The sequence below is a fragment of the Sphingomonas sp. CFBP 13733 genome, assembly GCF_014841795.1.
GTDB lineage: Bacteria > Pseudomonadota > Alphaproteobacteria > Sphingomonadales > Sphingomonadaceae > Sphingomonas > Sphingomonas aerolata.
Window position 1 is genome coordinate 482,222 of sequence record NZ_JACYUP010000003.1, and the last position, 26,363, is coordinate 508,584.

The window sequence follows — 26,363 nt, forward strand, 5'->3', positions numbered from 1 at the left end:
CCCTCAGGACAGCGCACGCATCCTGGGGGTTTCGTCGGCAAGCAGGTTCGCCACCTGGCTTGCCGACATCGGGCGCGCGAGCAGGAAACCCTGAACCGCGGTGCAGCGGGTGCGACGCAGCTGCGCGAGCTGGGTCGGCGTCTCGATACCCTCGGCGACGGTCTGCATGCCGAGCGTCGCGGCCAGATCGACCACCGTCTGGATGATCGCCATCGACGCGGGATTGTCGTCGAGCGCGGTGATGAACGACCGGTCGATCTTGAGCGTCTGGAACGGGAATTTCGTAAGATAGCCGAGCGACGAATAGCCGGTGCCGAAATCGTCGAGCGTAGTGCCGACCGCCATCCGGTTAATCGCCGACAGCGCCGCCAGCGATGCGTCGATATCGTCGAGCAACACCGATTCGGTCACCTCGAGATCGAGCCGTCCCGGCGCGAGCCCGCTGGCGTCGAGCGCGTCCTTCAGCACCTTGGCGAGCCCGGGCGACAGGAGCTGGATCGGCGACAGGTTGACCGCGACACGCACCGTGTCCGGCCAGTCCAGCGCGTGACGGCAGGCCTCGCGCAGCACCCAGGCACCGATCTCGACGATCAGGCCGCTCTGCTCGGCGATCGGGATAAATTCGGCAGGCGACACGCTGCCGTGGCAGGGGCTGTCCCAGCGCAGCAGCGTCTCGCACGACAGGATGCGATGCGTCGCCAGATCGAAGATCGGCTGGAAGGCGAGCCACAGCTCGCCGCGCGCGATCGCGCCGTGCAGGTCGCTGGTCAGCGCGCGCGTCCGTTCGATCTTCTCGTCCATCACCGGTTCGTAGAAGCAGAAGGCCCCCCGGCCGCTTTCCTTGGCGCGGTAGAGCGCGAGGTCGGCATGTTTGAGCAGCGTGTCCGCGTCGCCCCCGTCGATCGGTGCGATCGCCACGCCGAGCGAGGCGCCGACCGTCAGCCGGCGTCCGGCATAGGCCACAGGCTGTGCGACGAGGTCGAGGATATGATCGGCGATCGTGCGGGCATCGTCGCGCGCGCCGATCGCGCAGACGACCGCGAACTCATCGCCGCCCAGCCGCGCGACGATCGCGTCACCGGCCACCCCGATGGTGCCGCCATCGGTAACGAACGCGGTCTGGAGCCGCTGCGCAACCTCGGTCAGCAGCACGTTGCCCGCCAGGTGACCGAGCGAATCGTTGATCTCCTTGAACCGGTCGAGATCGATCCAGTGGATCGACAGGAGCTCGCCGGTCGATTCCAGCCGGTGCAGCCGCCGCTCGAACCATTCGCGAAACGCGGTGCGGTTGGCGACCCCGGTGAGGTCGTCGCGTCGCGCGAATGCGGCGTGATGTTCGGCGAGCGCGGTCTTTTCGCTCGCCGCGATGGTTGCGCCGAGGATGGCCTCATAGGTCTGCAGCGTGATGTCGATCATCGCCAGCACGAACAGGATGATGACGATCGCAAGCACGGCGTTGAGCGGCTCACCCGACAGCAAGAGCCCCGCCGCGAGCGGCAGCGACGCGAGGCAGAGCTGTGCGAGCGCGATCGTCGGCCGGCCCGCATTGCGTCCGGCAATCCCCGCCGCATAGCCGATCGCCGTCGTCACCGAGAGGAGATGAAGCACGCCGTCCGCGGTCCGGGTCAGCGTCAGCAGCCCGAACATGCCGAGCAGCGCGGAAAAGGCAAAGGCGCCGATGCGGTAGTAAAACTCCCATTGTCCTGCCCGCGGGCGCTCGGCGGCACCCCGATCGACAGCAAATACGTCAGTACCCTGCTGATCGGGCACGCGCTGGACGATGCCGATGATCCGCAGTGCGGCAACCAGCCCGATCAGCACCGCGAAGCCGGCAAGCCAGCGATCGCCACTGGTGACGGCCACAACCGTGGCGATACCCGTGCTCGTCAGCGCACCGATCACCAGCGACTTGGGTGAGGCATAGAGCGAGGTGACCAGAGTCGCCCGGACGTCCGCGGCGACCGCGTGATCCGAGTGCCGAAGCTGCCTCAACCGGGTAATGAAATGCGTCATGGCACCTTCGAACAGACTGTAACCGTAGGGTAAAGCGGTTAAGCAAACGCTACGATCCCGCGCGCGGGCGGTTCGCCGCAATGGGGTTCAGCTTCGACCGGGTGTCCGCTAGCAGGGATAATGATCCCAATCGCACCGCGTTCCGATACGCCCGGCCTGCTGGCCGCCCTCGCGCTGTGCGCTGCGCTCGCCGGCTGCGGCACGACGCGCTACCGCCCGGTCAGCGACTATCCGGTCAAGATCGGCCGCCCTTACAGCGTGCGCGGCACGACCTACCGGCCCGCCGATCTGCCGGGTTATGACGCGGTCGGCATGGCGAGCTGGTATGGCCGGGAATCGGGCAACCAGACCGCGAACGGCGAACGGTTTCGCGTGAAGGGCATTTCTGCCGCGCATACCGTCCTCCCGCTGCCGAGTTATGTCGAGGTCACTGCGCTCGACACCGGCCGGACGATCCTGCTGCGGATCAACGACCGCGGGCCGTTCACGCCCTCGCGGCTGATCGACCTGTCACGCGGCGCCGCCCGGCTGCTCGGGATCGAGCGCCGCGGCCGGGCCGCGGTCCGCGTCCGCCGCGTCGAGCCCGATGCAAAAGACCGGGCGCGGTTACGGGCCGGCAAGCCCGCATCGGCGAGACCCGATGCCTCGCCCGACGAACTCGCCGCGCTGCGCGCGCGGCTGACGGATCAGTCCTTCCAGGCCCAGTAGAGCTGCGCCGGAGGCACGTTCCACCATTCCATGTCGTGATCGATCGATTCGAAATGCGGGGTGAGGAAGTCCTTCACCTTCGGGCTGAACTGATAGACCAGGAACGCGCCGCCGCTGCGCAGCACCGAATGCGTGCCGGCGGCGATTGCCGGACCGACGCCGGAGGGCAGCGTCGAAAAGGGCAGGCCCGACAGGACATAGTCGGCCGATTCGAAGCCGTGATCGGCGACGATCTTTTCGACATCGGCCGCCGATCCGAGCACCGCCGAAAACCGCGGATCGGTAATCGTGTGGCGCAGATAGCGGATGAAATCGGGGTTGGTGTCGATCACGATCAGCGTCGCGTCGGGCGCCATGCGGTCGAGAATCGGGCGGCAGAAAGTGCCGACGCCGGGTCCATATTCGACGAACACCTTGGTGTTGTCCCAGTCGACCCGGCCGAGCATCTTGCGGATCAGCTTGTCCGAGGACGGCACGATCGAGCCGACCATGACAGGGTGTTTCAGGAATTCGGTGAAGAACATCTGCCACGGGGAGGGCACGCCGGCGGGGCGGGTGCGCGCGCGCCGGGCGGCTGTGGTCGGACTGGGCATCGTGTTCCTTACGATCAGGGATCCCGCGCGCACGCGAGGCTTTAAGCCCCCCGTCGCACGGATTCCAAACGTGTTTCAAGGCCTGCGGGTTGCATCACGCGACGAACCGCACCGAACGCGACCAGTGCACGGTGCCGCAACCCGCGCTTGCCAACCCCCGGGCTTGGCTTAAGCATTGGGCATGCACGACGATCGGACGGGCCAGACGGCGGTCATTTTCATGTCGAACCGTAACGGCACCGACCCCGCCGGCTATGCCGCGGCAGCCGCCGCGATGGAGGCGCTCGCCGCGACGCAGCCCGGCTATCGCGGGATCGACAGCGTGCGCGACGAAGCCGGGCTGGGGATCACGATCAGCTATTGGGCGGACGACGCCGCGGCGATCGCGTGGCGCGACGATCCCGACCATAGCGCGATTCGCGAGCGCGGGCGGGCGCTCTGGTATGACCGCTACCGCGTCACCGTCGCACGGGTCGAGCGCGACTATGACTGGGCGCGGCCATGACCGGTACTGGTCGCGAGGATGCGCGGATCGATCGTCGCTTCGCGCTGATGTTCCTTGTCATGCTGACGATCGCCGCGGGCAATACCGCGCTGCAATCGGTGCTGCCCGCGCTCGGCCGGTCGCTGGGCGTCGCGGACAGCGCGGTGGCCGGCGCGTTTTCGGTGTCCGCGCTGCTGTGGGTGATCGCCGCGCCGTTCTGGGCGAACCGGTCCGACCGGCATGGGCGCCGCGCGATGATTCTGCTCGGCATCGGCGGGTTCAGCGTGTCGCTGACATTGTGCGGACTGTTCCTGATGGCTGGCATCAACCACTGGATCGGCGGGACCGCGGCGTTCGGCTGCTTCATCGCCGGGCGGCTGATCTATGGCGCGTTCGGGGCCGCCGCCCCGCCCGCGGTGCAGGCGCTGGTCGCGGGCGAGACGACGCGCGCGGAACGGACCCGCGCGCTGACCCTGCTCGCTTCCGCCTTCGGGCTCGGCACGATCCTGGGGCCGGCGATCGCGCCCTATCTGATTCTCGGGTCGGTCGGCGGACTCGAGGTAGGGCTGGCGGGCCCCGCCTTCCTGTTCGCGCTGTTCGGCGTGGCGGTGTGGATCACGGTGCGGCGGATGCTGCCCGACGACCGGATCGTCGCGCCACATGAAGATACGCACGGCGCAAGCGCGTCCTATCCGTCGATCGGCGGCGCGCCGAGCGGGGCTTCGGTCACCGCCGCGACCCAGTCGCATGTCGAACAGGTCGGCTATACCGATCCGCGCATCCGCGCCTGGATGATCGCCGGGCTGGTCATGGGGCATGCGCAGGCGATGACCGGGCAGGCGATCGGGTTCCTGGTGATCGACCGGCTCAACCTTGCGCCCGCACTCGCGCTCGAGCCCACGGGGATCGTGCTGATGATGGGCGCGGGTGCAGCGCTGCTCGCGCAATGGGGAATCATTCCGCGGCTCAACCTGACCCCGCGCCAGCTCGTCCTGACCGGGCTGGTGCTGGCGGCGGCGGGCACCGCGCTGACGGGGATCGCGACATCGCTCTACACGATCGCGACCGCCTATGCGCTGGCGAGTCTCGGTTTCGGCTTCACGCGGCCGGGCTTTACCGCGGGCGCCTCGCTCGCGGTCGGCGCGAATGCGCAAGGGTCGGTCGCGGGCAAGGTGACCAGCATCAACGGCGCGAGCTTCGTGCTCGGGCCGTCGATCGGGGTCGGACTGTACGAGGCGCAGCATTCGCTGCCTTATCTGGTCGCGGGCGCAGCGTGCGTGGTGTTGATCGGCTATGCCTGGGTGACGCTGAATGAGGCGAAGGACGCTTCGGGCGGCTGAACCGGGATTCATCAGGCCGCGGCTCCGCTATTTCGCCGACATTCCGATGCAGTACAGAAGCAGCGGAACCCCGATCAAGAGGATCATCAGTAACAAGTTCATCTGAATCAGTCGGTTGAGCCATTTCGGCTGCCCGGCGGAGTCCCGATCGGCCTCCTCCTTTGAATAGTCTTCGACGATTTCCATATCGAATTGCTTCGAAAAGAAATGCCTGGGGCGCATCCGCAACGAGGTTTTCGGGGATAGGGCGTCTTCATCGACGTCGCGGCGCGCTGGCGAGTGATCGCCAGATTCAGAGGCTGGGCCTGACATTGCGTGGTTTCCGTATATTCGAGATCATGGGCGTGCAGCGCACGTCCCAAAGGTCAGATCGAATAAAGCCCGAACTCCAGCGGCCTATAGCCGCGAGCTCGGGCTAACCCCGTGCGGCGAGTTGGCCGGCGTGATCGAGGAAACGCTTATGTGTCGCGGATGCGTACATGAAAGTTACATTGGACCCGTGCCCGGTAATGTCAACACATGGCACAAGATCAGGGCCATTCGGCCAGTCGACTATAGACCGCCGAATGGAACCATGCTGGCGGTAGCCCCTCTCCCGCCAAGGAGAGGGGCGATGATCACGCCGCGCCTTTACTGGGGAAGGCGAAGCCGATCGGCTGGATGGCGGTCGCGTCCTGTTTCAGGCGGGCGGCCATCTGCTCATACTCACGCTCGGTCTCGGGCGTGACGCTGGCGCGCGATTCCTTCAGCGCGTTGTCGAAATCGGCCATCGTCACGTCGGTCGAATCGATCGAGCGACGCAACGCGACAAGGCCTGCGCGGCGGACGACGTCCTCCAGATCCGCACCCGAGAACCGGTCGGTGCGGTCCGCGAGACGATCAAGATCGACGTCGGACGCGAGCGGCATCTTCTGCGTCTGGATGCCGAGGATCCGCCGGCGCCCCGCTTTGTCGGGCACGCCGACATAGACGAGCTCGTCGAACCGCCCCGGGCGAAGCAGCGCCGGGTCGATCAGGTTCGGCCGGTTGGTCGCGCCGATCACGACGACCGACTGGAGCTCCTCCAGACCGTCCATCTCGGCGAGGATCGTGTTCACCACACGCTCGGTCACCTGCGGTTCACCCGCGCCGCTGCCGCGGGCGGGCACCAGCGAATCAAGCTCGTCGATGAAGATCACGCAGGGTGCGACCTGGCGCGCGCGCTGGAACAGCCGGGTGATCTGCTGCTCGCTCTCACCATACCATTTGCTGAGCAGGTCGGACGATTTGGTGGCGATGAAATTCGCCTCCGCCTCGCGCGCGACCGCCTTGGCGAGCAGCGTCTTGCCGGTACCGGGCGGGCCGTAGAGCAGGAAGCCCTTGGCCGGGCGGATGCCGAGCCGGCGGAACGCGTCGGGGTTCTTGAGCGGAAGCTCGACGCCTTCCTTCAGCCGCATCTGCGCATCGTCGAGCCCGCCGACATCGGCCCAGCGCACGGTCGGCGCCTGGACCATGACCTCGCGCATCGCCGAGGGCTGGACGCGCTTGAGCGCGCCGAGGAAATCCTCGCGCGTGACCGACAGGTCGTCGAGCACCTCGGGCGGGATCGTGCGCTCCTCAAGGTTGAGCTTGGGCATGATCCGCCGCACCGCCTCGATCGCCGCCTCACGCGCCAGCGCTGCGAGATCGGCACCGACAAAGCCGTAGGTCGTGCGCGCCAACTCGTCGAGATCGACCCGGTCGCCCAAAGGCATGCCGCGCGCATGGATGCCGAGAATCTCGCGGCGGCCGCGCTCGTCGGGAACGCCGACGACGATCTCGCGGTCGAACCGGCCGGGACGCCGCAGCGCCTCGTCAATCGCCTCAGGACGATTGGTCGCGGCGATCACGACGAGATTGGCGCGTGCCTCCAGCCCGTCCATCAGCGTCAGCAGCTGCGCGACGAGACGCTTTTCCGCCTCGCCCGACACCTGCCCGCGCTTGGGTGCGATCGAATCGATCTCGTCGATGAAGACGATCGACGGTGCGGCCTTGGCGGCTTCCTCGAACACCTGGCGCAGCTTGCCTTCCGACTCGCCATAGGCCGACCCCATGATCTCGGGGCCGTTGATCAGGAAGAACTGCGCATCGGATTCATTGGCGACCGCACGCGCGAGCCGCGTCTTGCCCGTCCCGGGCGGTCCGTGTAGCAAAACGCCCTTGGGCGGATCGACGCCCAGGCGCTGGAACAATTCGGGGTAGCGCAGCGGCAGCTCGACCATCTCGCGCAATTGGTCGATCGTCTGCGCCATGCCGCCAATATCGTCATAGGTGACGTCGGCGCGGCGTGCGTCCTGCGGCTCCTCATATTCGGGGCGCAGCTCGATCTCGGTATTCTCGTCGATATGGACGACGCCCTTGGGGCTGGCGGCGATCACCGCGAGGCGGATCTCCTGCAGTGCATAAGCGGGCGCGTTCATGAACTGCTGGACGCCCGCGGGCATGTTGCCGACGCGCTGATGCCCCGCTGTCGCGACGATGTCGCCCTGGCAGATCGGCCGGCCGAGGAATGTGCGCTTCAACGCGTTGGTCGAGCCCTGAAGCCGCAGATTCTGCTGTGCGGGTGCGAAGACGACGCGCGTCGCGGGCTTCGATTCGGCTTTGCGCACCTCGACGAAATCGCCCGAGCCGACGCCCGCATTGGCGCGCTGGAGCCCGTCGATGCGCAGGATGTCGAGCCCCTCGTCCTCTGGATACGGCCCGACGGCGCGCGCGGGGGTGTTCTGCTTGCCGAGGATCTCGATCACGTCACCCTCGCCGATGCCGAGCGTCGCCATCAGCGCGCGCGGCAGATGCGCCAGGCCGCGGCCGCTGTCCTCGGGACGCGCGTTCGCCACCTGGATTTTCCGCGTTGGGGTTTCGCTATCGGGCATCTCGACTCCTTCAAACTCGAAGCGTGTCAGATGGGGGGCCGCCGCCGGGCTTGCGAGGACTTGAAAAGACAAAAAAAAGGGCCGGCCAATGAAGGCCAACCCATGAAAGTTTTTAGGAGAGGATGCCTGAAAGGCGACGTCTTTTTGCGTCGAAGCGGTTCATGTTGCAAGTGCGAATGGATCCGCTACGATTGCGCTAACTGCAATCGTAGGCTTCAATGCGGCCAATGATGCGGATCACATGCATCGAGTCGGGTAAGGGAGTCGGGGAGGAATCATGCGGAGGCTGCCGCCACTCGGGGCTATCGAGGCGTTCGTCCAGGTCGCGCGGCTGGGCTCGATCAAGGCCGCCGCGGAGGATCTGGCGCTGTCCGCACCCGCGCTCAGCCGGCGCGTGCAGAGCCTCGAGCGGTTCATCGCCAAGCCGCTGTTCGCACGCCGGCACCAGGCGATGGTGCTGAACGCCGACGGCGAACGCCTGCTCGCGCAGATCGCGCCGGTGCTCGATTCGCTGTCGGATGCGGTCGAATCGATGACCAGTACGACCGAGGTGCTGCGGCTGCGGCTGGGAATCCTGCCGCTCTATGCGTCGCAGAAGCTGTTCCCACGGCTCGGCGAACTGCGCGCGTCGCATCCCGAACTGCATCTCGACATCGATACCGCGGCGCATCTGGTATCGCGGCTGGGCGACGGGCTGGACGCGGTGATCGCCCTGTCGCGCGAGATCGATCCGGCCTTCTATGCGCGGCGGCTCGATCGCAATTCGGTCTATGTGATCGGTGCGCGCACCCTGCTCGACCGCGTCGATCCGATCACCCGCCCCGAACAGCTTTCGACGCTGACCGCGCTGGTCCACCGCGACATGACGGATACGTTCACCGCGTGGCGGACGGCGGCTGGGCTCGACGATATCGAGCCGCTGGCGATCGACCATTTCGATTCGGGGGCGCTGATGCTCGAAGCGGCGGCGCAGGGGCTGGGCGTCGCGTTCATGCATGCCAGCCATTTCGAGGATGCGAACGATCCGCGGCTCGTGCGGCTGTTCGAAATCGAGGTGGAGAGCCCGTACAGCTATTGGTTCGTCTGCCGACCGCGCGCGTTGCAGGCCAAGCCGGTCAAGCTGTTCCACGACTGGCTGATCAAGACGCTAGCGGAAGTTTAGCGAGGCACAGCCTTCGCTCGGATACCGGATGTACGGTTGAGAGAGGGTCAGGGTAGCGACCGCGACGCGCTTCTGACTTGAAGCGCGTCGCGGCTAAGCCGCGCCGTCGGACGGAGCTTTGCTCCGCCGGCCGGCTTCGACTGCACCGACGCAGCTTCGCTGCGCCGGTGCAGTCTTCAGCTCAGGCTGCGCGTGCCTTCACGATCTTGCCGGGCTGGCGCGGCGGCTCGCCCTTGGGGAGCGCGTCGATCAGCTCCATGCCGTTGGTGACTTCACCCCAGACGGTGTACTGCTTGTCGAGGAAGCGCGCGTCGTCGAACACGATGAAGAACTGCGAGTTCGCCGTGTCGGGCTGGTTGGTGCGCGCCATCGAGCACACGCCGCGGACATGCGGCTCGGCCGAGAATTCCGCCTTGAGGTTCGGCTTGTCCGACCCCGACATGCCGGTGCCGGTGGGATCGCCGCCCTGCGCCATGAAGCCCGGGATCACGCGGTGGAATACGACGCCGTCATAGAAGCCGTCATTGGCCAGCTCGACGATGCGCTCGACATGCTTCGGGGCCAGATCGGGGCGCAGCTTGATCGTCACGTCACCGCCATCGAGGGTCAGCGTCAGCGTTTCGGGGGTATCGGCCATTGGGTCTTCTCCTGAATTGATGCGCGGCAGATAGGGATCCACCCCGCGACTGGCAAATGCATGCGCGGCGCGTTAGGGCCCAAGGCGCACGCTTTTAAGGGAGGCAGCCATGAGCGAACTCGAGCTTCCCGAGGTCGAAACCGAGACCCAGCCCGAAACCCAACTCGATCGCGACGACCGGTTGCGGCCCGAATTCGTCCGCGCCGTGCTTGACGCGGTCGAGGACGGTGACAATGCGGCGGCACGCGCGCTGGTCGAGCCGCTGCACCCCGCGGACATTGCCGATCTGTTCGAGCTGACGCCGCAGGAGGATCGTGCGGCGCTGGCGCGCGCGGTCACCGATCTGCTCGACGGCGACGTGTTCGCCGAGATGAACGATTATGTCCGCGAGGATCTGATCGACGCACTCGAGCCGCACCAAGTCGCCGACCTTGCCTCCGAACTCGATACCGATGACGCGGTCGCGATCATCGAGGACATGGACGAGGACGAGCAGCGCGCGGTGCTGCGCGCGCTCGATCCCGATGATCGCGCCGCGATCGAGGAGGCGCTGAGCTACCCCGAGGAATCCGCGGGCCGCCTGATGCAGCGCGAGCTGATCGCGGTGCCCGAGCATTGGACCGTCGGCGACGCGATCGATTATCTGCGCGGTCACGAGGAGCTGACGACCGATTTCTGGGAAATCTTCGTCGTCGACCCCGCGCACAAGCCGATCGGCACGTGCCAGCTGTCATGGATGCTGCGCACGCCGCGCGGGATTGCGATGGCCGATGTGATGAAGCGCGAACAGACGCTGATCCCGGTCGACATGGACCAGGAAGAGGTGGCGCTCCGCTTCCAGAAATATGCGCTGATCTCTGCCGCGGTGGTCGATCATGGCGGCCGGCTGGTCGGGATGATCACGGTCGACGACATCGTCCACATCATTTCCGAAGAGGCGGGCGAGGATACGCTGCGCCTGGCGGGTGCGGGCGACGGCGACATCAACGAACCGATCCGGCTGACGGTGCGGACGCGCTTCACCTGGCTGGTCGTCAATCTGGGCACCGCGATGGTCGCGTCGTCGGTCGTCGGGCTGTTCCAGGGGACGATCGCCAGCTTCGCTCTGCTCGCGGTGCTGATGCCGATCGTCTCGGGGATGGGCGGCAATGCCGGGACGCAGACGCTCGCGGTCGTGGTCCGCGCGCTCGCGACCAACCAGCTGACGAGTTCGAACACCAAGCGGATGATCGTCCGCGAATTCCGGATCGCCACGGCCAATGGCGTCATGCTGGGCACACTGATCGGCCTGGGCACCTATGTGATCTTCCGCAACACCGACCTGTCGATCGTGATCGCCGCGGCGATGCTGACCAACAACATCACCGCAGGGCTTTCCGGCGTGCTGGTCCCGATCACGCTCGACAAGTTCCGGATCGATCCCGCGGTCTCGTCGGCGGTGTTCGTGACGACGATGACCGATACGATGGGGTTCTTCTCGTTCCTCGGCCTTGCCAGCCTGTGGGGGCTGCACGGTTGACGCTCCGGTTGACTGGCGCGGATTAGCGCCCATTTCCAGACGGATGCCGCTTCACCTCACCAAAGTCGCGTTCGGCGCGGACAGCGTCGACCATCTGGCGGAGCGCCTGCGGCTGCGCGGTGAGGAGGGCCCCGTGTTCCTCACCACCCGCTACCTGCCCAAGCGACACGAGGAAGTTGCAGGGCCGGTCGGCGAAGGCGGCTCGATGTACTGGATCCTGAAGCACCAGCTGATCGCGCGGTCGCCGATCCTGGGCTTTGGCGAGGCGGAGGGAGGACGCGTCGCGATCCATATCGACCCCCGATTGGTGCTGGTCCAGGCGCGACCCAAGCGCGCGCATCAGGGGTGGCGGTATCTGGAGGGCGCCGATGCGCCGCTCGATCTCGGCGGCGACGCGACCGGACTCGACATCATGCCGCCCGCGCTGATGACCAAGCTCGCCGAACTCGCGCTGATCTAGCCTGCGCGCTTAGCGGCCACAGATCACCGGGCCAGTGGCGGCGGCGCGGACCGTGCAGGCGGCGGTGCCCGCGACCGTGACCGAGCCGGCCCCGCTGTTCGTCACGTGCGCGGTGCGGCGCGCCGAGGCACGGGTTTCGCCGACGCCGTCCTGCATGACGACGAGATCATCGACGGCCAGTGCGGTCGCGTCGATCAGCCCCGGACCACTGACAGTCAGACGCGCGCGCGCACTGCGCCCTGCCAGCGTCATCCGCCCCGTGCCGATGACGGTAGCATTCAGCTGGTCCGCCTGCGCATCGTTCACCGCAAGGCTGCCCGCACCGCTGACCGCGAGGTCCAGCCGCATCCCCTTCATGCGATCGATCGTCAGCCGCCCCCCCGCCACGACGCTGGCAAAGGCGAGACGCGGGGTGGAGAGCGTCACGATGACCGGGCGCTGTGCCCCCGTCTCGGGGCGCTCGCCCCAGCGGCTCGTGCTCCGCCGGACCGACAGCGTCGCACCGTCGACGCGGATCTCAACCGCCTCGGTCGCGTGCGGATCCCCCGAGATCTTCGCGCCGGGCGATCCCGTGACGAGGCGCACGTCGAACGGCCCATCGATCCGGACCCGCTCGAAGCTGCCCACCGATACGCTACGATCGGCCGCGGCTGCGGCGACGGGACAGGCGAACAGGAGCGGCAGGACAAGAAAACGGATCATCACCAGATCGTTGCCGCTTCGGCGCACCGACGCAAGCCGCGCGCGCAGCGGGTCACGGTGCGCAGCGGACCGAGCCGGAGCCCATCTTGGACACGGTGCACCGCGCGGCGCTGCCCAGGTCGACATCGCCCGACCCCATCATGTCGACGGTGGCAGGGCCATCGACGACCGCGCGGACGCTGCCCGAGCCGGCGATCTCGACCCGCGCGGAGCGGGCCTTGAGCCCGGCTGCGTCGACATCCCCCGAGCCCGCGATCGAGACTGCGAGCGCCCGCGCGGATCCTGCCGCCGAGACGCTGCCCGAGCCCGCGATCGAGACGGCGAGATCGTCGACCTTCACCGCCGCGACGCCCAGGTTGCCGGAGCCCGCGACATCGGCTGCGAATCGCGTTCCCTCGACCCGGTCGACGGTCATGTCCCCCGATCCCGATATCGCCGCCGCCGCCAGCCGCGGCAGCGTGACGAAGACCTTGACCTTGCCCGATCGGCCCCAGCCAAGATCCACATTCTTGCGCCGCCCGATCTCGAGCGTGTCGCCTTCCCGCTCGATCTTTAGCCGGTCGAGCAGCTCGACCGGTCCCTGGGCGCGCACCGAAAAGCCCATGCCCACGCGGACATCGACGTCACTCGCACCGCGCAGGTCGATCGTGCTGAAATCGCTGACCATATAGGTGCGGGTCGTGCCGGTGCCGCTCGGCGATGCCCCCGCCCCGTCATCGTCTCCCGACCAGCTGAACGAGCAGGCAGCAAGCGGCATCATCAGACCGAGCGCGAGATACTTCATGGCATCCTCCCGTGTATTGCCCAGACAATACACCCTATCAGCGACAGGCGGAAGCGGAATCCGTGGTGGTCATCGGCTGACGGACTATAAACGCAAAAGGGCGGCCCCGCGGGACCGCCCTTGCGTCATCGAACGGAGCGCCAGCGGTCAGGCGGGCAGCTTGTCCTTGTTGTAGATCGCGGCCGCGGCACGGAGGATGTCGAGGATCTTCTCCTGCGCCTTGGGCTCGTCAATCTCTTCCATCGCCGCGAGTTCGCGAGCGAGACGGCTGGTCGCACCTTCGAAGATCTGACGCTCGGAATAGCTCTGCTCGGGCTGGTCGTCGGCGCGGAACAGGTCGCGGACCACTTCGGCAATCGACACGAGGTCGCCCGAATTGATCTTCGCCTCATATTCCTGCGCGCGGCGCGACCACATGGTGCGCTTGACCTTGGGCTTGCCCTTGAGCGTGTCCATCGCCTCGCGCATGGTCTTGTCCGAGGACAATTTGCGCATGCCGACGCTTTCGGCCTTGTTGGTCGGAACGCGGAGCGTCATGCGCTCCTTCTCGAAACGGAGGACGTAAAGTTCGAGCGTCATGCCGGCGATTTCCGAGCGTTGCAGCTCGATCACACGGCCGACTCCGTGCTTTGGGTAAACGACGAAATCACCGACGTCGAAGGACAGTGCCTTGGCAGCCATTGGGGGCCTTTCCGGATCAATGCCTCCACGCGGTGCCACAGCGACGCGTTCGCCGGATTGCACCGTGGAGGAATAGGGTTCGAACATACTCCAGGCGGACGACTTGACATATCGCGCCCGTCACGGACCCAATTACCATCTTTGCAACAAAATTACCAGCCGATCGTGACAGCCCTCGTGCCCCAATCCGCCATAAAGACACGAATTTCGCGCGATTTTCAGTCGCCGGCGCCGGGCTCGGGCGAGAAATACTTGTCGAACTTGCCCTCAACGCCCTTCATCGCGTCCGCGTCGGGCGGCGTCTGGTTGTCGTTGCGAGTGACGTTGGGCCACTGCGCGGAGAAGGTCGTGTTGAGTTCGAGCCACTGCTCCAGCCCGCTTTCGGTGTCGGGCAGGATCGCCTCGGCGGGGCATTCGGGTTCGCACACGCCGCAGTCGATGCACTCGCTGGGATTGATCACCAGCATGTTCTCGCCCTCGTAGAAGCAATCGACCGGGCACACTTCCACGCAATCCATGTACTTGCAGCGGATGCAGGCATCGGTGACGACGTAGGTCATTGCAGAACTCCTGGGCCGGATTCCTTCCCGGCGACGAACGGCCTGCGACTATGCGCGCAGGCCCGTCGCGTCAATCATAGCAAGCCTTCTGCGAGACGTTATCAGGCTTTGCCGCCTCCGACCGCTTCCGTCCAAACCACGCCGTCATCCTGACGAAAGTCAGGATCCAAGGCCATGAGACGCTGTCCTTCGGTATCCTGGATCCTGACTTTCGTCAGGATGACGGGCGGGGTGGTGCGACGTCGTCCGCTTCGGTGCCGGCGGGGGTCTGGCCGGCGATCAGGTCTTGATAGCACGCCTGCGCTTCGGGGGCGGGACCGCGGCGTGTCGGCAGTGCCTCGATGCGAATCACGCGGACGCGGTCGTTGGCGGCGAAGGTGAGGACGTTGCCGATCCGGACGGGACAGTGTGCGCGGTCGATCGCGCGGCCGTCGATTCGCAGATGCCCCTTCTCGGCGATCGCCTGGGCCGCACTGCGCGTCTTGGCGAGCCGGACGAACCACAGGAACCGATCGATCCGCATCGCGCCTTCACCCATGGCGGACCAGTGCGGCAAGCCCGGCAAACGCGTTCTGCCGCGACGGGTCGATCGGCGTCGCAGGGACCGCGCGCGCGGGCGGGCGGCCGCGCCAGACCCAACGCGGCGTGTCGCCCGCCAGCGCCTTGAAGCCGAGCTCGGCCATCAGCCGCTCGATCGACGCAGGCTCGAGCCCGATCGAGCTCGCGAGCGCCGGGTCGGGCGCGAACGGTGCGCGGCCGGTACGCGAATCATGCGCGGCGCGGGCGATACGCTCGATCAGGTCGACGCGCACCGCCTGAAGCCCCAGCGGACGAAACCCGGCCTCGAGCGTCGCGCCATCACTGCCGCGCGCGAGCACGGTCGCCCCGTCGCGCGGCGCGGTGATCACCGTCCCGCGGATGCTAGCGAGGATACGGCGCCAGCGCGCCGGCTCGGGCTTGAGCAGGCGGACGTCGAACAGGTCGAGCGCACCGATCATGATGCCGATTTTGCGCAACCGCTTGCGCTCGTCAGGATCAACCGCCTCGAGCGCGAGCCGCATTGGCAGGCGGGGCAGGATCCCGCCCGCTTCCTCGATCGCGCTGGCGACCGCGCGCAGCGCCGGGGTCGCGTCCGCGTCGCGGCTGAGCGCGGCAAGATCGACGAGCACCGCGAGCCGCCGCTTCAGCATCGCCGCGAGCCAGCGCGACAGGCGCGTCTCGATCCGCTCGCGCGCCGCCTTGTCGAGACAGTCGAGCGCGCGATCGAGGATCAGTTTCGGGCGGGCGAAGGACGGCCCTGCGCCGAGCCGGGCGACGGGATGCCCCGCCCATACGATCTGCGCCGACTCGCCGAGCGCGATGTCCGCATCCGGCGCATCGACGAGCGACTGGCCGCGCCGCGTGCGTTCGCCCGTCAGCCGCTTTTCGGCGGCGGCGAGCAGCAGGCGCTTGTCGCTGGCGCGCGCGTCGGCGGCGACGGTGAAGCGGAAGCCGTCGAGGCGGCCGATCGGGTGATCCTCGACCATCACCTCGCCCTCCGGACCGATCACGACCGGGAGCGACGCGGCGTCCGCACCGATCTGACGCATCAGCGCGGTCGTACGCTTGTCGACGAAGCGCTGCGTCAGACTGGCATGAAGCGCGTCGGACAGACGCTCCTCGAGCGCGGCGGTGCGCGCGGCCCAGTGCGCGGGCTCGGCGAGCCAGTCGGCCCGCTGCGCGATATAGGCCCAGATCCGCGTCGCCGCGATCCGGCCCGCGATCACCGGCACGTCGCCCGCGACGGTGTCGAGCCGCACGATCTCGTCGGCGAACCATTGGTGCGGGATATGCCCCCGCCCCTCGCTGAGATGTCCGAACACCCGCGAGACGAAGCGCGCATGCGGGTCGAGCCCGACCTTGCGGAAATCAGGGATGCCGCACGCCGCCCAGAGCCGCGCGACCATCTTCGGGTGCCGCGTCCGTTCGCGCACCCAGCCCTCCTCGGCGAGCCGCTTGAGCACGCCGAGGTCGAGCGCCTGGGGTGCGGCGCGCAGGACGCCCGCGGGCGGGCGCGCCTCGAGGCTGGCGACCAGCGCGTCGATGCTGGCAAAATCGGGTTCACCCTGCCGCCAGTAGAGGTTTTCGAGGCGCGGGAAGCGGTGTTCCTCGATCGCGAGCACCTCTTCGGGCAGGAACGCGCCGGGCCCGTCATCGGACAGCGCGCCGAACGTGCCGTCGCGCTGGTGTCGCCCGGCGCGGCCCGCGATCTGCGCCATCTCGGCCACGGTCAGGCGACGCTGGCGCTTGCCGTCGAACTTGTTGAGGCTGGCGAACGCGACATGCGCGACGTCCATGTTGAGCCCCATGCCGATCGCGTCGGTGGCGACGAGATAATCGACCTCGCCCGCCTGGAACATCGCGACCTGCGCGTTGCGGGTACGCGGTGACAGCGCGCCCATCACCACCGCCGCACCACCGCGCAGCCGCCGCAGCATCTCGGCGACGGCATAGACCTCCTCGGCCGAGAAGGCGACGATCGCGGACCGCTTGGGCAGGCGGCTGATCTTCTTGGCGCCCGCATAGGTAAGCGTCGAGAAACGCGGGCGGTTGACGATTTCCGCCCCGGGCACGAGCGCCTTGATCATCGGCCGCAGCGCCTCGGAGCCGAGAATCATCGTCTCCTCGCGTCCGCGGGCACGGAGCAGCCGGTCGGTGAATACATGGCCGCGCTCGGGATCGGCGCCCAGCTGCGCCTCGTCCAGCCCGACGAACGCGACGTCGCGGTCGGGCATCGATTCGGCGGTGCAGAGCAGCCAGCGCGCATCGGGCGGCATGATCTTTTCCTCGCCGGTGACCAGCGCGACGCGGTTCGCGCCCTTGATCGCGACGACGCGGTCATAGACCTCGCGCGCCAGCAGTCGCAGCGGGAAGCCGATCATGCCGCTCGAATGCGCGCACATCCGCTCGATCGCGAGGTGCGTCTTGCCTGTGTTGGTCGGCCCCAGGACCGCGGTCACGCCGCCGGACACATCGTCACTCATAGCCTTGAACATCGGGCGTTAGGTCGCGCGGCGCAATGACCGGCAGGACAAGTTCGCCGTATTCCGCGCACAGGCTTCCGTCCGCCCCCGCCGCACCACGCCTCGTCGTCGTGCGTGGCTGGCGTGCGGCGGGTTAATTTGACTTTAGGACCCTTGCTGCACAGGACTCCGACCCGCGCCGGGGGGAACGGCGAGCCTGGCCGGAAATGTGCGCCAGGAATTTGGGCCACGAGGTGCGCGACGTGTATCTAGGGACGGAGCAGGAACTGGGGCTGGCGGGCGGCATCGACGCCCGAGGTTTCGGGCGCGCCGCCACCACCGGTTCCGACGCAATTCCCCGGGGCATCACGCGGTTGCACGACGCCGCAGCACGGATCGACTGGGTGCCCGATCTGGGCAGCGCGATCGGTAGTGCGACGTGGTGGCGCGGCCTCGCGACCTGCACCGCGCTGTGCGCTGCGACCGTCATGCTCGCCCCCGGCTTTCGTCCGCTGACCGGCGGCGTCCCCGCACCGCTGGCCGGTTCGGCACGCGAGCAGGCGCGGGCACTGGCGATCGCGCCGCTCGGCCAGGGCGCGGATACGGGGCGGCGGATGGCGGCGAACGACCTTGTCGTACCGCTCGCGCAGGCCCCCGAACGGCCAAGCGTCGACCTTGCCGCGACACTGGGTCAGGGCGATGCCTTCGACCGGGTCCTGATCCGCGCGGGCGTCAGCCGGCGTGACGCCAGCGCCGCATCGGCGCTGATCGCGCAGACGGTCGATCCCGACGCGATCCCGGCGGGCACGCGGATCGCGCTGACGCTGGGCCGGCGCGCGGATCGCACGGTCGCGCGTCCGCTCGACTCGCTCGCGGTGCGCGCGCGGTTCGACCTGGACGTGTCGCTGCACCGCACCGCAGCGGGTCTGGCGATGACGCGCACGGCGATCGCGGTCGACCGCACCCCGCTGCGGATCCAGGGGCTCGCCGGATCGAGCCTCTACCGGTCGATGCGCGCCGCCGGCGTGCCCGCCAAGGCGGTCGAGACCTATATCAAGGCGATCGCGACGCGGCTGTCGATCGGGCGCGACGTCAGCGCGACGGACCGTTTCGACCTGATCGTTGCCCGCGAACGCGCCGCGACCGGCGAAACGCGGATCGGCGCGCTGCTGTTCGCCGGGATCAACCAGGGACGGCGCACGCTGCAGCTCGTCCGCTTCGCACCGGCCGCTGCGACCGACAACCAGTCGGATCTCGACACTGCAGAGGGCGAAGACGCCGGCCGCGGCGGCTGGTTCGATGCCAATGGCCAGACCGAACGCCGCGCCGCATCCGCGATGCCGGTGATCGGCCGCATCACGTCCGGTTTCGGCCTGCGCGTGCATCCGCTGCTCGGCTTCACGCGGATGCACAAGGGACTCGACATCGGGGCGCCGCGGGGCGCGCCGATCCATGCGATGACCGACGGGGTGGTCAGCTTCGCGGGCCGGACCGGCGGCTATGGCAATTTCGTCAAGCTCGTCCACGGCGGCGGTCTGGCGAGCGGCTATGGCCATATGAGCCGGATCGCGGTCGCATCGGGCACGCGCGTACGCCAGGGCCAGGTCATCGGCTATGTCGGCTCGACCGGTATGTCGACGGGGCCGCATCTCCACTGGGAAGTGTGGAGGAACGGCGGCGCGATCAATCCGCGATCGGTATCGCTGGCGAGCGCGGCACAGCTGTCCGGCCCGGCACTGCGCGCGTTCAAGGCGCGGGTCGCCCGCCTGCTCGCGGTCCGCACCGGCACCTAGCGACGCGCGTCGCGCCGTACGAATCTGCATCCGCCACCGAGTCCCCGCAGATGCCCGTGTCGACCGCGTGCACTATTGATCGATCATCTTTCCGAATTCGAACAGACTAACGCGCTGTGGGTCCCGATCACGGACGCAGATCCCATACTAAAGTCCGGTTCGTAGTTCTACGATATTACAGTGCTGACATGCGCCATGCTAGGCGGGATGCACCATCGCTTTACCGGATATGTGACGATCATGCAGACAGGGCTCTCCTCGACCGCGACCGGACGGCTCATTTCGATCCAGGGCTATGTTCCGGGACGCGCGATGCGCCGCGAGCAGGACTGGGCCCTGCGGATCGCCAGCCGGCCGCAACCCCGGCCGACACCCGTCACCGCGATCCGGCCCGCCCGCGCGACGCCCGTGCCAGCCTTGCGGACAGTGCTGTATCTGAGCAAGATCAAGCCCGATATCGCGATGGATCAGCGCGCGCTGATGGAGATCGTCAACGAGTCCAGTGCGCGGAACGCACAGGCCGGCATCACCGGCGCGCTGATCATCACCGATCTGCACTTCGTCCAGTTGGTCGAGGGACCGGATCCGGCGATCTCCAATCTGCTCGCGCGGCTGAGCGCCGACCGGCGCCATAGCGACGTGACGATCATCACGGACATGATCGGCCTCGACCGGGGGTTCCGGCGCTTTTCGCTGGCCTATTCGGGTCCCGACACGTTCGTCGACCAGCAGCTCATCCCGATGCTCGCCACCCCGAACGGGCCCGGCAAGCCGGAGATCGCATGCCGCCTGATCAACCGGCTGCGGCTGATGGCGGACAACGAGATCACCGAAACCGACTACGCCGCCTAGGCGCCGCCGCGAGTAGCACCCGCCACGACGACCGACAGCCGGCTCACTTGCCCTGCGCGCGCCATTTCAGGATCGTCCGGTCGATAATCTGCTCCTCGCCGCCGACATCGCGCCATAGCGCCGAGAAGAGCGGATCGCTCGAGGCAGGGCGGCGCGTGTCCTCGAGATCGTCGAACGCGACGCGGATCGGGATCGTAACGCCCTCCCCGCAGATAATGGCCTCGCGATTGCGCAGCGCAGGGATGGATTCGAGAAAGCCGCGTGCGCCCTCGGGCATCGCCGCGCGGACAAAGGCCTGATCGCGTTCGTTGTTGAGCCGCATCGCGACGATCGTCCCGCACTGCGACAGGACGCCTTCCGCCAGATCAGACGGGCGCTGCGTGATCAACCCGAGCGAAACGCCGTATTTGCGGCCCTCCTTGGCGATCCGTCCGAGGATCCGCCCGACCGAGCTCTCCGCCTGACGGTCGTTCGGGATGTAGCGATGCGCCTCCTCGCAGACGAGCAGGATCGGTCGTTGCGGCTCGTTGCGCGACCAGATCGCGAAGTCGAACGTCATCCGTGCGAGCATCGCGACGACGACGGCGGTGATGTCCGACGGCACGCCCGACACATCGATGATCGAGATCGGCCGGCCGTCGCCGGGCAGGCGGAAGATGCGCTGGAGAAACGCCGCCATCGTGTCCGCGACGAGCATCCCCGAGAACATGAAGCCATAGCGCGGATCGGCCTTGATCTCGTCGATCTTGCCCTTGAGCCGCAGATAGGGGCTGGTGTCGCCGGCGCGGTCCATCTTACCCATTTCGAGGCTGATGATGCCGGTAAGGTCGCTGAGCAGATAGGGGATCGGCGCGTCGACCGTCAGCTTGGCGATCGCCTGGCCGAGCCGGCTCTTCGCGCGGGCGGCGAGCAGGCATTTGGCGAGGATGTCCGCATCGAACTGGCGCTGTTCCCCGGTGCTGGTCAGGAAGACCTCGCAATGCTCTTCGAAATTCATCAGCCAATAGGGCATTTGCAGGTTCGACACGTCGTGGATCGCGCCGTTCGTGCCAAAGGCCGCGGCATATTCGCCGTGCGGGTCGATCATCACGATATGCCCCTGCGGCGCAAGATCGCAGATCCGGTGCAGGATCAGCGCGGCGGCGGTCGACTTGCCCGTGCCGGTCGAGCCGACGAGCGCGAAATGCTTGCCGAGCATCGCATCGACATACAGCGCGGCGGGAACGTCGGTGGTCGGATAGACGGTGCCGATCGCGATATTCGCGCGGTCCTCGGCGGCATAGACCTCGCGCAGGTCGCGCGTCGTGACCGCGAACACCTCGCAGCCCGGCATGGGATAGCGCGTCACGCCGCGGCGGAATCCGTACAACTCGCCGGTCGCCCGGTCCTCGTCCCCCTCGCCAAGGAAATCGATCTCGCCCGCAATGACGCTGCCCATCGCCGCCTCGAGCGCGAGCGAGCGGACATTGGCGATGATCCATGACGTGCCGACCCGGATCTTGACCTGGCTGCCGACCTGGCCGGCGGCGGCGAGCACCGCGTCGGGGTGCGCGAGCAGCGGCGCGATCGCGCTCCGGTCGAGCAGGACCCGGCTGCTGGCACCGGCAATCGCGGATATGACGCCGATCGGAGCATCGGCCTGTCCCCCCGGTGGTGCGTCCGGCCCCGCGCCATCCGCGATCGCCGCGGCGGCAATCGCCCGCTGGAACAGATGGGCGGCGGGCATGTCGGTCATAGGCGGTCGGTCCTCGATCCTCCGGCTTTTGCCAGATGTCCGCATCCATGCCGCGGACGGGTAAAGAATGCGTGAGCGTCCGCGGGCCTTAGACCCGGCGCGCGATCCAGCCGGCGGCCCAGCCGAGAAAGATCGATAGAAAGACCGCGACCAGGCCATAGGCGATCGCCGACCGGTCGGCCGCGCGCGCGACGAAGCGTTCGAACCCCGATTTGCGGATGTCGATGTCGCGCACCGCCGCGGCCAGCACGCGGCCGTCGCGGATCAGGAAGGTTTCCGCGGTGAAGCGCCCGACCGGTACGCGCGCGGGCACCGAAACCCGCGCGCGGTACAGCACGTCATCTGTGATCTCGACCGCGCCCGGCGCCTCGTAATACAGCCCGGCACGCCGTTTCAGGTCGACCAGGCCACGCTGGAACCGGTCCTGCGTCGGAATCGGTGCGCTCGAGGCGGGCGACAATTGCAGGCTGTCGAGGCCGAGTTCGTAGATCGCCCGGGTGCGGTCGTCGACCAGCCGCCCGATCGGCTTGGATGAGGCGATCGCATAGAAACTGGGCGCGGACCGATAGCGCAGCCGCGACGTGTTGACCCAGATGCCGGCGACCTTCTCCTTCTCGCGCATCACGATCGACTGGGTCGGCCCCTTGACGACGACGACGATGTCGGTGGGACTCTCGCCGCTCGGCAGGCGCCCGCCGGGATAGAGGATCGCGCCGAACAGCAGCAGTTCGGCGCCGGTGAAGCTGTAGGCGATCTCGATATTGCGCTGCGACACGTCGGGGACGAGCACCGGCTTGGCCTGTGCCATCAGCAGCGGCGCGAGCAGGAGGAGCGGCGCGCCCGGCTTCACGACAGCGTGACCGAGAAGATCTCCTCGGGCCGCCACACCAGCCCGAGCACGATCCGTGCACCGACGAGCAGGACCATCACGGCGAGCCCGAGACGGAGATATTCGGGACGGAATTTGGTCGCGAACCGCGCACCGATCTGCGCGCCGACAACCGATCCGATCAGCAGCAGCCCGGCCAGCACGATGTCGACCGCCTTGGTCGTCGTCGCATGCACCATCGTCGCCACCGCGGTGACGAACAGCGTCTGGAACAGCGAGGTCCCGACCACCACCGACGTCGCCATGCCGAGCAGGTAGATCATCGCCGGTACCAGGATGAACCCGCCGCCGATCCCCAGCAACATGGTCAGGATCCCGGTCGAAAAGCCGAGCAGCAACGGCGCGAGCGGCGAGATATACAGGCCCGAGGCGTAGAATCGCGTGCGCAGCGGCAGCGCGGCGACCAGCGGATGATGGCGTCGCTTGCGGGGCTTGGCGGGGCGGCCGGTCCGCGCGCGGCGGATCGTCCCGATCGATTCGCTCGCCATCATGCCGCCGATCGAGCCAAGCATCACGACATAGACGATCGCGATCACGGTATCGATCTGGCCGCTCTGCTGGAGCAGCCGGAACAGCCAGGCGCCGAAGAACGCGCCTAATATGCCGCCTGCGACGAGGACGCCGCCCATCTTCACGTCGACGCCGTTGCGGCGGAAATGCGCGAACACGCCCGACACGCTCGCCCCCGTGACCTGGCTCGCGGACGAGGCGGCGGCGACGGTCGGCGGGATGCCGTAGACGATCAGCAGCGGCGTCGTCAGAAAGCCGCCGCCGACCCCGAACATCCCCGACAGGAGCCCGACACCGCCGCCGAGCAGGATGATGACGAGCGCATTGACCGACAGGTTTGCGATGGGAAGATACAGGTCCACGCGCGTCGTTATACGCAAACCGGCCGCGGGGGCTAGCGGCCGCCTAGAAGTCGCTGCCGACCGAGAGTGCGGGACCCGAGCCGGGGCGGGCGGTGCCGGCGATACGCTGGCGCCAGTCGAGCGCGAGACGGACCGATCGTCGGCCGAGCGGCAGCGCGAGCCCGAGCGACGGACCGAGATCGCCCCGTGTCGCCCCCCGCTGAGCGCTCACCCATGCGCCGACCCCCGCGTCGAGGCGGAGCCTGCCGCGTTCCGCGACACCGTGCGTCAGGCGCGCAGCGGCATCGACGAACCCTTCGACCCCGTCGCGCACGATCGCCCCTGCCTGACCATAGGTCTCGATCCGCGCGCCCGGTGCGATCTCGGCGGGGCCGTAGCCCGCGATCACGCCGACCGTCGGGCCGCCGCGGCCCCCGTCGAGGACGAAGCGCTGTTCGGCGATCAGGCGGACGGGCCAGCGGGTCGGCCGCCATTCGATGCCGAGGGCCGCCTCGCGTCCGCGTCCCTCGAGCGGCGCTGCGAGCCGCGCGGTCAGCCCGAGCCGCCGCGATGGGTCGATTCCGTAGACGGCCCGCACCCCCGCCTGCGATGCGCCCAATTGCCCCCCGGACACGGTACCCGACGCGCCACCGCGGGCGAGCAGCCAGCTGCTGACGCTCAGCCGCGCGTGCGCAGTTGCGCGGGTCGCACCGATCGCGGCCGGACCGAGCGGCGGGAGCATCGCGATCCGGCCCTGCCGGTCGAGCGCAAGGTCGGGCTGGACGTCCATAGTGAATTCGACGTCACGATCTGCGGCGTGCCTCGCGCGAACGTCAGCGGGGCGAGCACGCGCGTTCAGGATGACCGCGGCGAGCACCGGCGCGGCGCGGGCATGACCGGGCGACGCGCGGGGACCGTGCCCGATGGTATCGTCGGGCGGTTGCGGCGAGACACGCCGGTCGGGGCGGCGGGCGGCGGCAAGAGCGGCATTGGCATTGGCGGCGGCGCGATGATGGTCGATGGCAGCGATACCGACGGCGCGGGCGGTGAGCGAAGATTGTCGATCGTGCCGCGTCCCCGCCGCGACAGTGGGACGCTGCTGGCTGCCAGATCCGCCGGGCGTCAGCACCCCCGCGGCATAGGGTGACAGCACCAGGATCCGCATCACGACCCATGCGCCGAGCGCGGCGGCGAGAAAACGGAGCGGCCGCCCGCCCTTCACCCGTGGCGCAGCGTGCGCGTCCCGCTCACCCTCCCGATGATCGGAGATCGGGAAATTCATGCCGGGTCTTGTCCCAGACCAGCGCCGCGCCGCGGAGCATCGCAATATAGCGGACCACGGCGCGCGGCGCGGCGATCAGGCTGATGACATTGCCGACGACGAAGCGGGGCAGCGACCAGAATGCCTCGGCCAAGCCGTAGATGCGCGCGGTGAAGGCCATCCGCATGCCGAGCCGCCACACGAGAAGCCCGATATTCGCCCCCGCCAGCCAGACGACCGGCATCGCCGGCCAGCCCTGCGCGGCCGGGACCATCGCATGAACCAGGAACGTCAGGACCCAGGCGGTCAGCCCGACATAGGCCGCGGCCAGCACGACCATGCTGAGCGGCGCCCGCCGGTCGCGCATCCGCATCCAGTGATCGGCCAGTGCCTGCGGACGGGCCCAGCCCGTCCGGTCCCAGCCTGCCAGCGCGATCCCGGTCATCCAGCGCGCCTTTTGCCGGACGGCGGCGTCGAAGGTCGCCGGGAAGAACGCCCGCACCGCGATCAGCGCGCCCGCATCGTCGACGATGCGGGCAAACCGTCCGGCCCCGCCGAGCTGGGCGATCCGCAGCCCGAGCTCATAATCCTCGGTCAGGCTGGACGCGTCGAACGGATCGCCGTCGCGGGTCGCCGCCACGGTATCGAGGATCGCGGTGGACATCGCACACCCCGTCCCCGCGAGCGGCATCCCCGCACCGAGCGCGGTACGGATGACCAGCTGCTTCATATGCGCTTCGGCGAACTCATCGGCATAATGACCCGACACGAGCCGCGAGCCACGCTTGACGAGCGGCAGGACGGGCAATTGCACGACGGCATAATGGTCGATCAGCGAATCGAACACGCGCAGTTCGAGCGGGTGCACAACGTCTTCCGCATCGTGCAGCACGACCGCCTTGGTCCGCCGCCCGTCGCGATCGTCGGCGCGGCGCAGCGCATGCCAGAGCGTGTTGAGGCAGTCCGCCTTTGTCGTCGGCCCATCGCGCTGGCCGATGACCAGGCGGATCCGCGGATCGCGTGCCGCCACGCGCGCCGCGGCGTCGATCGTCGCGCGGTCGTTCGGATAGAGTCCGACGAAAATGCGGTAATCGTCATGGTCGAACCGCGCCACCGCCGCCGACAGCATCGCGCCGATCACCGCCACCTCGTCCCAGGCCGGCACGAAGACCGCGAGCCGGCCGGACTCCGACGGCGTGGGCAGCGCGTCCATGCCCGGCAAGGTCGACGGTCCGCGCCAGATTTTCCAGAAAAAGAATGCGATGTCGACCAGGAGGTCATCGATTCCGCCGATCAGCAAGCCGACCGCAGCAAATGCCACCGCCTCGCGCACGATGATATCGATGATCCCCAGCGACTCGCTCATCGGCCCTCTCCCCGGCCAAGACTATCCGCTGTCCCCGCCGTAACGGACCAAACATGATCCGTTTCGGACAGGTGTCGGCC

The 26,363-nt window shown here is 67.9% G+C and carries 24 protein-coding genes; 8 read left to right on the forward strand and 16 right to left on the reverse strand.

The genetic code is table 11. The annotated features are described in order from the left end of the window. Nucleotides 1-3: 3 nt before the first annotated feature. The gene (locus IFT71_RS10845; protein WP_192140762.1) at nucleotides 4-2,013 is read right to left on the reverse strand and encodes a putative bifunctional diguanylate cyclase/phosphodiesterase; all 2,010 of its coding nucleotides are present in this window, start codon (nucleotides 2,011-2,013) and stop codon (nucleotides 4-6) included. A gap of 120 nt (nucleotides 2,014-2,133) precedes the next feature. Between IFT71_RS10845 and IFT71_RS10850 the strand changes: the two genes are divergently transcribed. Beyond that, a complete protein-coding gene (locus IFT71_RS10850) occupies nucleotides 2,134-2,721 on the forward strand; it encodes a septal ring lytic transglycosylase RlpA family protein (RefSeq protein WP_192140765.1) in 588 nt (195 codons plus the stop codon). Here IFT71_RS10850 and IFT71_RS10855 read toward each other — a convergent pair. Continuing rightward, nucleotides 2,700-3,314, reverse strand: coding sequence for a class I SAM-dependent methyltransferase (locus IFT71_RS10855; protein ID WP_192140767.1), 615 nt, complete (start codon nucleotides 3,312-3,314; stop codon nucleotides 2,700-2,702). The genes IFT71_RS10850 and IFT71_RS10855 overlap by 22 nt on opposite strands. Before the next feature lie 181 nt (nucleotides 3,315-3,495). Between IFT71_RS10855 and IFT71_RS10860 the strand changes: the two genes are divergently transcribed. Then, on the forward strand, nucleotides 3,496-3,819 hold the full coding sequence (locus tag IFT71_RS10860) for an antibiotic biosynthesis monooxygenase (RefSeq protein ID WP_031441002.1): 324 nt from the start codon (nucleotides 3,496-3,498) through the stop codon (nucleotides 3,817-3,819). After that, a complete protein-coding gene (locus IFT71_RS10865) occupies nucleotides 3,816-5,138 on the forward strand; it encodes an MFS transporter (protein WP_192140769.1) in 1,323 nt (440 codons plus the stop codon). The genes IFT71_RS10860 and IFT71_RS10865 overlap by 4 nt, the downstream gene beginning before the upstream one ends. A gap of 27 nt (nucleotides 5,139-5,165) precedes the next feature. Here the strand turns inward: IFT71_RS10865 and IFT71_RS10870 are convergent, their stop codons facing one another. Beyond that, on the reverse strand, nucleotides 5,166-5,450 hold the full coding sequence (locus tag IFT71_RS10870; protein WP_166746529.1) for a hypothetical protein: 285 nt from the start codon (nucleotides 5,448-5,450) through the stop codon (nucleotides 5,166-5,168). A gap of 305 nt (nucleotides 5,451-5,755) precedes the next feature. After that, nucleotides 5,756-8,029: a CDC48 family AAA ATPase gene (locus tag IFT71_RS10875; protein WP_031396435.1), complete on the reverse strand. Its 2,274-nt coding sequence runs from the start codon at nucleotides 8,027-8,029 to the stop codon at nucleotides 5,756-5,758. Between the two features lie 277 nt (nucleotides 8,030-8,306). Here IFT71_RS10875 and IFT71_RS10880 point away from each other — a divergent pair, with 277 nt between their 5' ends. Beyond that, nucleotides 8,307-9,191 carry a LysR substrate-binding domain-containing protein gene (locus tag IFT71_RS10880; protein WP_192140771.1) on the forward strand — a complete coding sequence of 295 codons (885 nt, stop codon included), beginning with the start codon at nucleotides 8,307-8,309 and terminating at the stop codon, nucleotides 9,189-9,191. A gap of 181 nt (nucleotides 9,192-9,372) precedes the next feature. On the opposite strand, the gene IFT71_RS10885 is transcribed toward IFT71_RS10880, so the two are convergent. Continuing rightward, a complete protein-coding gene (locus tag IFT71_RS10885; protein ID WP_031440995.1) occupies nucleotides 9,373-9,828 on the reverse strand; it encodes a peptidylprolyl isomerase in 456 nt (151 codons plus the stop codon). Between the two features lie 109 nt (nucleotides 9,829-9,937). Here IFT71_RS10885 and mgtE point away from each other — a divergent pair, with 109 nt between their 5' ends. Beyond that, nucleotides 9,938-11,347, forward strand: coding sequence for a magnesium transporter (mgtE, locus tag IFT71_RS10890; RefSeq protein ID WP_031440994.1), 1,410 nt, complete (start codon nucleotides 9,938-9,940; stop codon nucleotides 11,345-11,347). Nucleotides 11,348-11,390: 43 nt separating this feature from the next. Continuing rightward, complete coding sequence (locus IFT71_RS10895) at nucleotides 11,391-11,807, forward strand: DUF1489 family protein (RefSeq protein WP_031396430.1); 417 nt, start codon at nucleotides 11,391-11,393, stop codon at nucleotides 11,805-11,807. A 9-nt stretch (nucleotides 11,808-11,816) separates the two neighbouring features. Here the strand turns inward: IFT71_RS10895 and IFT71_RS10900 are convergent, their stop codons facing one another. The 6 genes from IFT71_RS10900 to IFT71_RS10925 all read right to left on the reverse strand — a co-directional run bounded on the left by IFT71_RS10900 (nucleotide 11,817) and on the right by IFT71_RS10925 (nucleotide 17,557). Beyond that, on the reverse strand, nucleotides 11,817-12,509 hold the full coding sequence (locus tag IFT71_RS10900) for a GIN domain-containing protein (protein WP_192140773.1): 693 nt from the start codon (nucleotides 12,507-12,509) through the stop codon (nucleotides 11,817-11,819). A gap of 52 nt (nucleotides 12,510-12,561) precedes the next feature. After that, nucleotides 12,562-13,293: a head GIN domain-containing protein gene (locus IFT71_RS10905; protein ID WP_192140775.1), complete on the reverse strand. Its 732-nt coding sequence runs from the start codon at nucleotides 13,291-13,293 to the stop codon at nucleotides 12,562-12,564. 147 nt (nucleotides 13,294-13,440) lie between these two features. After that, nucleotides 13,441-13,974 carry a CarD family transcriptional regulator gene (locus IFT71_RS10910; RefSeq protein ID WP_031393647.1) on the reverse strand — a complete coding sequence of 178 codons (534 nt, stop codon included), beginning with the start codon at nucleotides 13,972-13,974 and terminating at the stop codon, nucleotides 13,441-13,443. Nucleotides 13,975-14,192: 218 nt separating this feature from the next. Continuing rightward, complete coding sequence (gene fdxA / locus IFT71_RS10915; protein ID WP_031393648.1) at nucleotides 14,193-14,534, reverse strand: ferredoxin FdxA; 342 nt, start codon at nucleotides 14,532-14,534, stop codon at nucleotides 14,193-14,195. Nucleotides 14,535-14,748: 214 nt separating this feature from the next. After that, entirely contained in the window at nucleotides 14,749-15,072 is a 324-nt protein-coding gene (locus IFT71_RS10920; RefSeq protein ID WP_042466606.1) for an RNA-binding S4 domain-containing protein, read from the reverse strand. Continuing rightward, nucleotides 15,065-17,557: a helicase-related protein gene (locus IFT71_RS10925; RefSeq protein ID WP_192140777.1), complete on the reverse strand. Its 2,493-nt coding sequence runs from the start codon at nucleotides 17,555-17,557 to the stop codon at nucleotides 15,065-15,067. Before IFT71_RS10925 ends, IFT71_RS10920 begins: the two co-directional genes overlap by 8 nt. Before the next feature lie 242 nt (nucleotides 17,558-17,799). On the opposite strand from IFT71_RS10925, the gene IFT71_RS10930 reads away from it, so the two are divergent. After that, nucleotides 17,800-19,329, forward strand: a complete 1,530-nt coding sequence (locus IFT71_RS10930) for a peptidoglycan DD-metalloendopeptidase family protein (RefSeq protein WP_192140779.1) — start codon at nucleotides 17,800-17,802, stop codon at nucleotides 19,327-19,329. 207 nt (nucleotides 19,330-19,536) lie between these two features. After that, complete coding sequence (locus IFT71_RS10935) at nucleotides 19,537-20,181, forward strand: BLUF domain-containing protein (RefSeq protein ID WP_159511982.1); 645 nt, start codon at nucleotides 19,537-19,539, stop codon at nucleotides 20,179-20,181. Nucleotides 20,182-20,224: 43 nt separating this feature from the next. Here the strand turns inward: IFT71_RS10935 and IFT71_RS10940 are convergent, their stop codons facing one another. The 5 genes from IFT71_RS10940 to IFT71_RS10960 form a co-directional block, all read right to left on the reverse strand. Continuing rightward, on the reverse strand, nucleotides 20,225-21,916 hold the full coding sequence (locus IFT71_RS10940) for an ATP-binding protein (RefSeq protein WP_192140783.1): 1,692 nt from the start codon (nucleotides 21,914-21,916) through the stop codon (nucleotides 20,225-20,227). Between the two features lie 88 nt (nucleotides 21,917-22,004). Further along, nucleotides 22,005-22,724, reverse strand: coding sequence for a TIGR02186 family protein (locus tag IFT71_RS10945; RefSeq protein ID WP_052149151.1), 720 nt, complete (start codon nucleotides 22,722-22,724; stop codon nucleotides 22,005-22,007). 38 nt (nucleotides 22,725-22,762) lie between these two features. Further along, a complete protein-coding gene (locus IFT71_RS10950) occupies nucleotides 22,763-23,677 on the reverse strand; it encodes a sulfite exporter TauE/SafE family protein (protein WP_037529957.1) in 915 nt (304 codons plus the stop codon). A 43-nt stretch (nucleotides 23,678-23,720) separates the two neighbouring features. Beyond that, on the reverse strand, nucleotides 23,721-24,938 hold the full coding sequence (locus IFT71_RS21440) for a hypothetical protein (protein ID WP_244654867.1): 1,218 nt from the start codon (nucleotides 24,936-24,938) through the stop codon (nucleotides 23,721-23,723). Further along, nucleotides 24,904-26,283 carry a glycosyl transferase family protein gene (locus IFT71_RS10960; protein ID WP_192140785.1) on the reverse strand — a complete coding sequence of 460 codons (1,380 nt, stop codon included), beginning with the start codon at nucleotides 26,281-26,283 and terminating at the stop codon, nucleotides 24,904-24,906. The genes IFT71_RS21440 and IFT71_RS10960 overlap by 35 nt, the downstream gene beginning before the upstream one ends. Nucleotides 26,284-26,363: the final 80 nt, after the last annotated feature.

Coding starts and splice junctions, on each gene's coding strand:
- IFT71_RS10845 (WP_192140762.1), bottom strand. CDS start 2,013: ATGACGCATTTCATTACCCGGTTGAGGCAGCTTCGGCACTCGGATCAC.
- IFT71_RS10850 (WP_192140765.1), top strand. CDS start 2,134: ATGATCCCAATCGCACCGCGTTCCGATACGCCCGGCCTGCTGGCCGCC.
- IFT71_RS10855 (WP_192140767.1), bottom strand. CDS start 3,314: ATGCCCAGTCCGACCACAGCCGCCCGGCGCGCGCGCACCCGCCCCGCC.
- IFT71_RS10860 (WP_031441002.1), top strand. CDS start 3,496: ATGCACGACGATCGGACGGGCCAGACGGCGGTCATTTTCATGTCGAAC.
- IFT71_RS10865 (WP_192140769.1), top strand. CDS start 3,816: ATGACCGGTACTGGTCGCGAGGATGCGCGGATCGATCGTCGCTTCGCG.
- IFT71_RS10870 (WP_166746529.1), bottom strand. CDS start 5,450: ATGTCAGGCCCAGCCTCTGAATCTGGCGATCACTCGCCAGCGCGCCGC.
- IFT71_RS10875 (WP_031396435.1), bottom strand. CDS start 8,029: ATGCCCGATAGCGAAACCCCAACGCGGAAAATCCAGGTGGCGAACGCG.
- IFT71_RS10880 (WP_192140771.1), top strand. CDS start 8,307: ATGCGGAGGCTGCCGCCACTCGGGGCTATCGAGGCGTTCGTCCAGGTC.
- IFT71_RS10885 (WP_031440995.1), bottom strand. CDS start 9,828: ATGGCCGATACCCCCGAAACGCTGACGCTGACCCTCGATGGCGGTGAC.
- mgtE (WP_031440994.1), top strand. CDS start 9,938: ATGAGCGAACTCGAGCTTCCCGAGGTCGAAACCGAGACCCAGCCCGAA.
- IFT71_RS10895 (WP_031396430.1), top strand. CDS start 11,391: ATGCCGCTTCACCTCACCAAAGTCGCGTTCGGCGCGGACAGCGTCGAC.
- IFT71_RS10900 (WP_192140773.1), bottom strand. CDS start 12,509: ATGATCCGTTTTCTTGTCCTGCCGCTCCTGTTCGCCTGTCCCGTCGCC.
- IFT71_RS10905 (WP_192140775.1), bottom strand. CDS start 13,293: ATGAAGTATCTCGCGCTCGGTCTGATGATGCCGCTTGCTGCCTGCTCG.
- IFT71_RS10910 (WP_031393647.1), bottom strand. CDS start 13,974: ATGGCTGCCAAGGCACTGTCCTTCGACGTCGGTGATTTCGTCGTTTAC.
- fdxA (WP_031393648.1), bottom strand. CDS start 14,534: ATGACCTACGTCGTCACCGATGCCTGCATCCGCTGCAAGTACATGGAT.
- IFT71_RS10920 (WP_042466606.1), bottom strand. CDS start 15,072: ATGGGTGAAGGCGCGATGCGGATCGATCGGTTCCTGTGGTTCGTCCGG.
- IFT71_RS10925 (WP_192140777.1), bottom strand. CDS start 17,557: ATGAGTGACGATGTGTCCGGCGGCGTGACCGCGGTCCTGGGGCCGACC.
- IFT71_RS10935 (WP_159511982.1), top strand. CDS start 19,537: ATGCACCATCGCTTTACCGGATATGTGACGATCATGCAGACAGGGCTC.
- IFT71_RS10940 (WP_192140783.1), bottom strand. CDS start 21,916: ATGACCGACATGCCCGCCGCCCATCTGTTCCAGCGGGCGATTGCCGCC.
- IFT71_RS10945 (WP_052149151.1), bottom strand. CDS start 22,724: ATGGCACAGGCCAAGCCGGTGCTCGTCCCCGACGTGTCGCAGCGCAAT.
- IFT71_RS21440 (WP_244654867.1), bottom strand. CDS start 24,938: ATGAATTTCCCGATCTCCGATCATCGGGAGGGTGAGCGGGACGCGCAC.
- IFT71_RS10960 (WP_192140785.1), bottom strand. CDS start 26,283: ATGAGCGAGTCGCTGGGGATCATCGATATCATCGTGCGCGAGGCGGTG.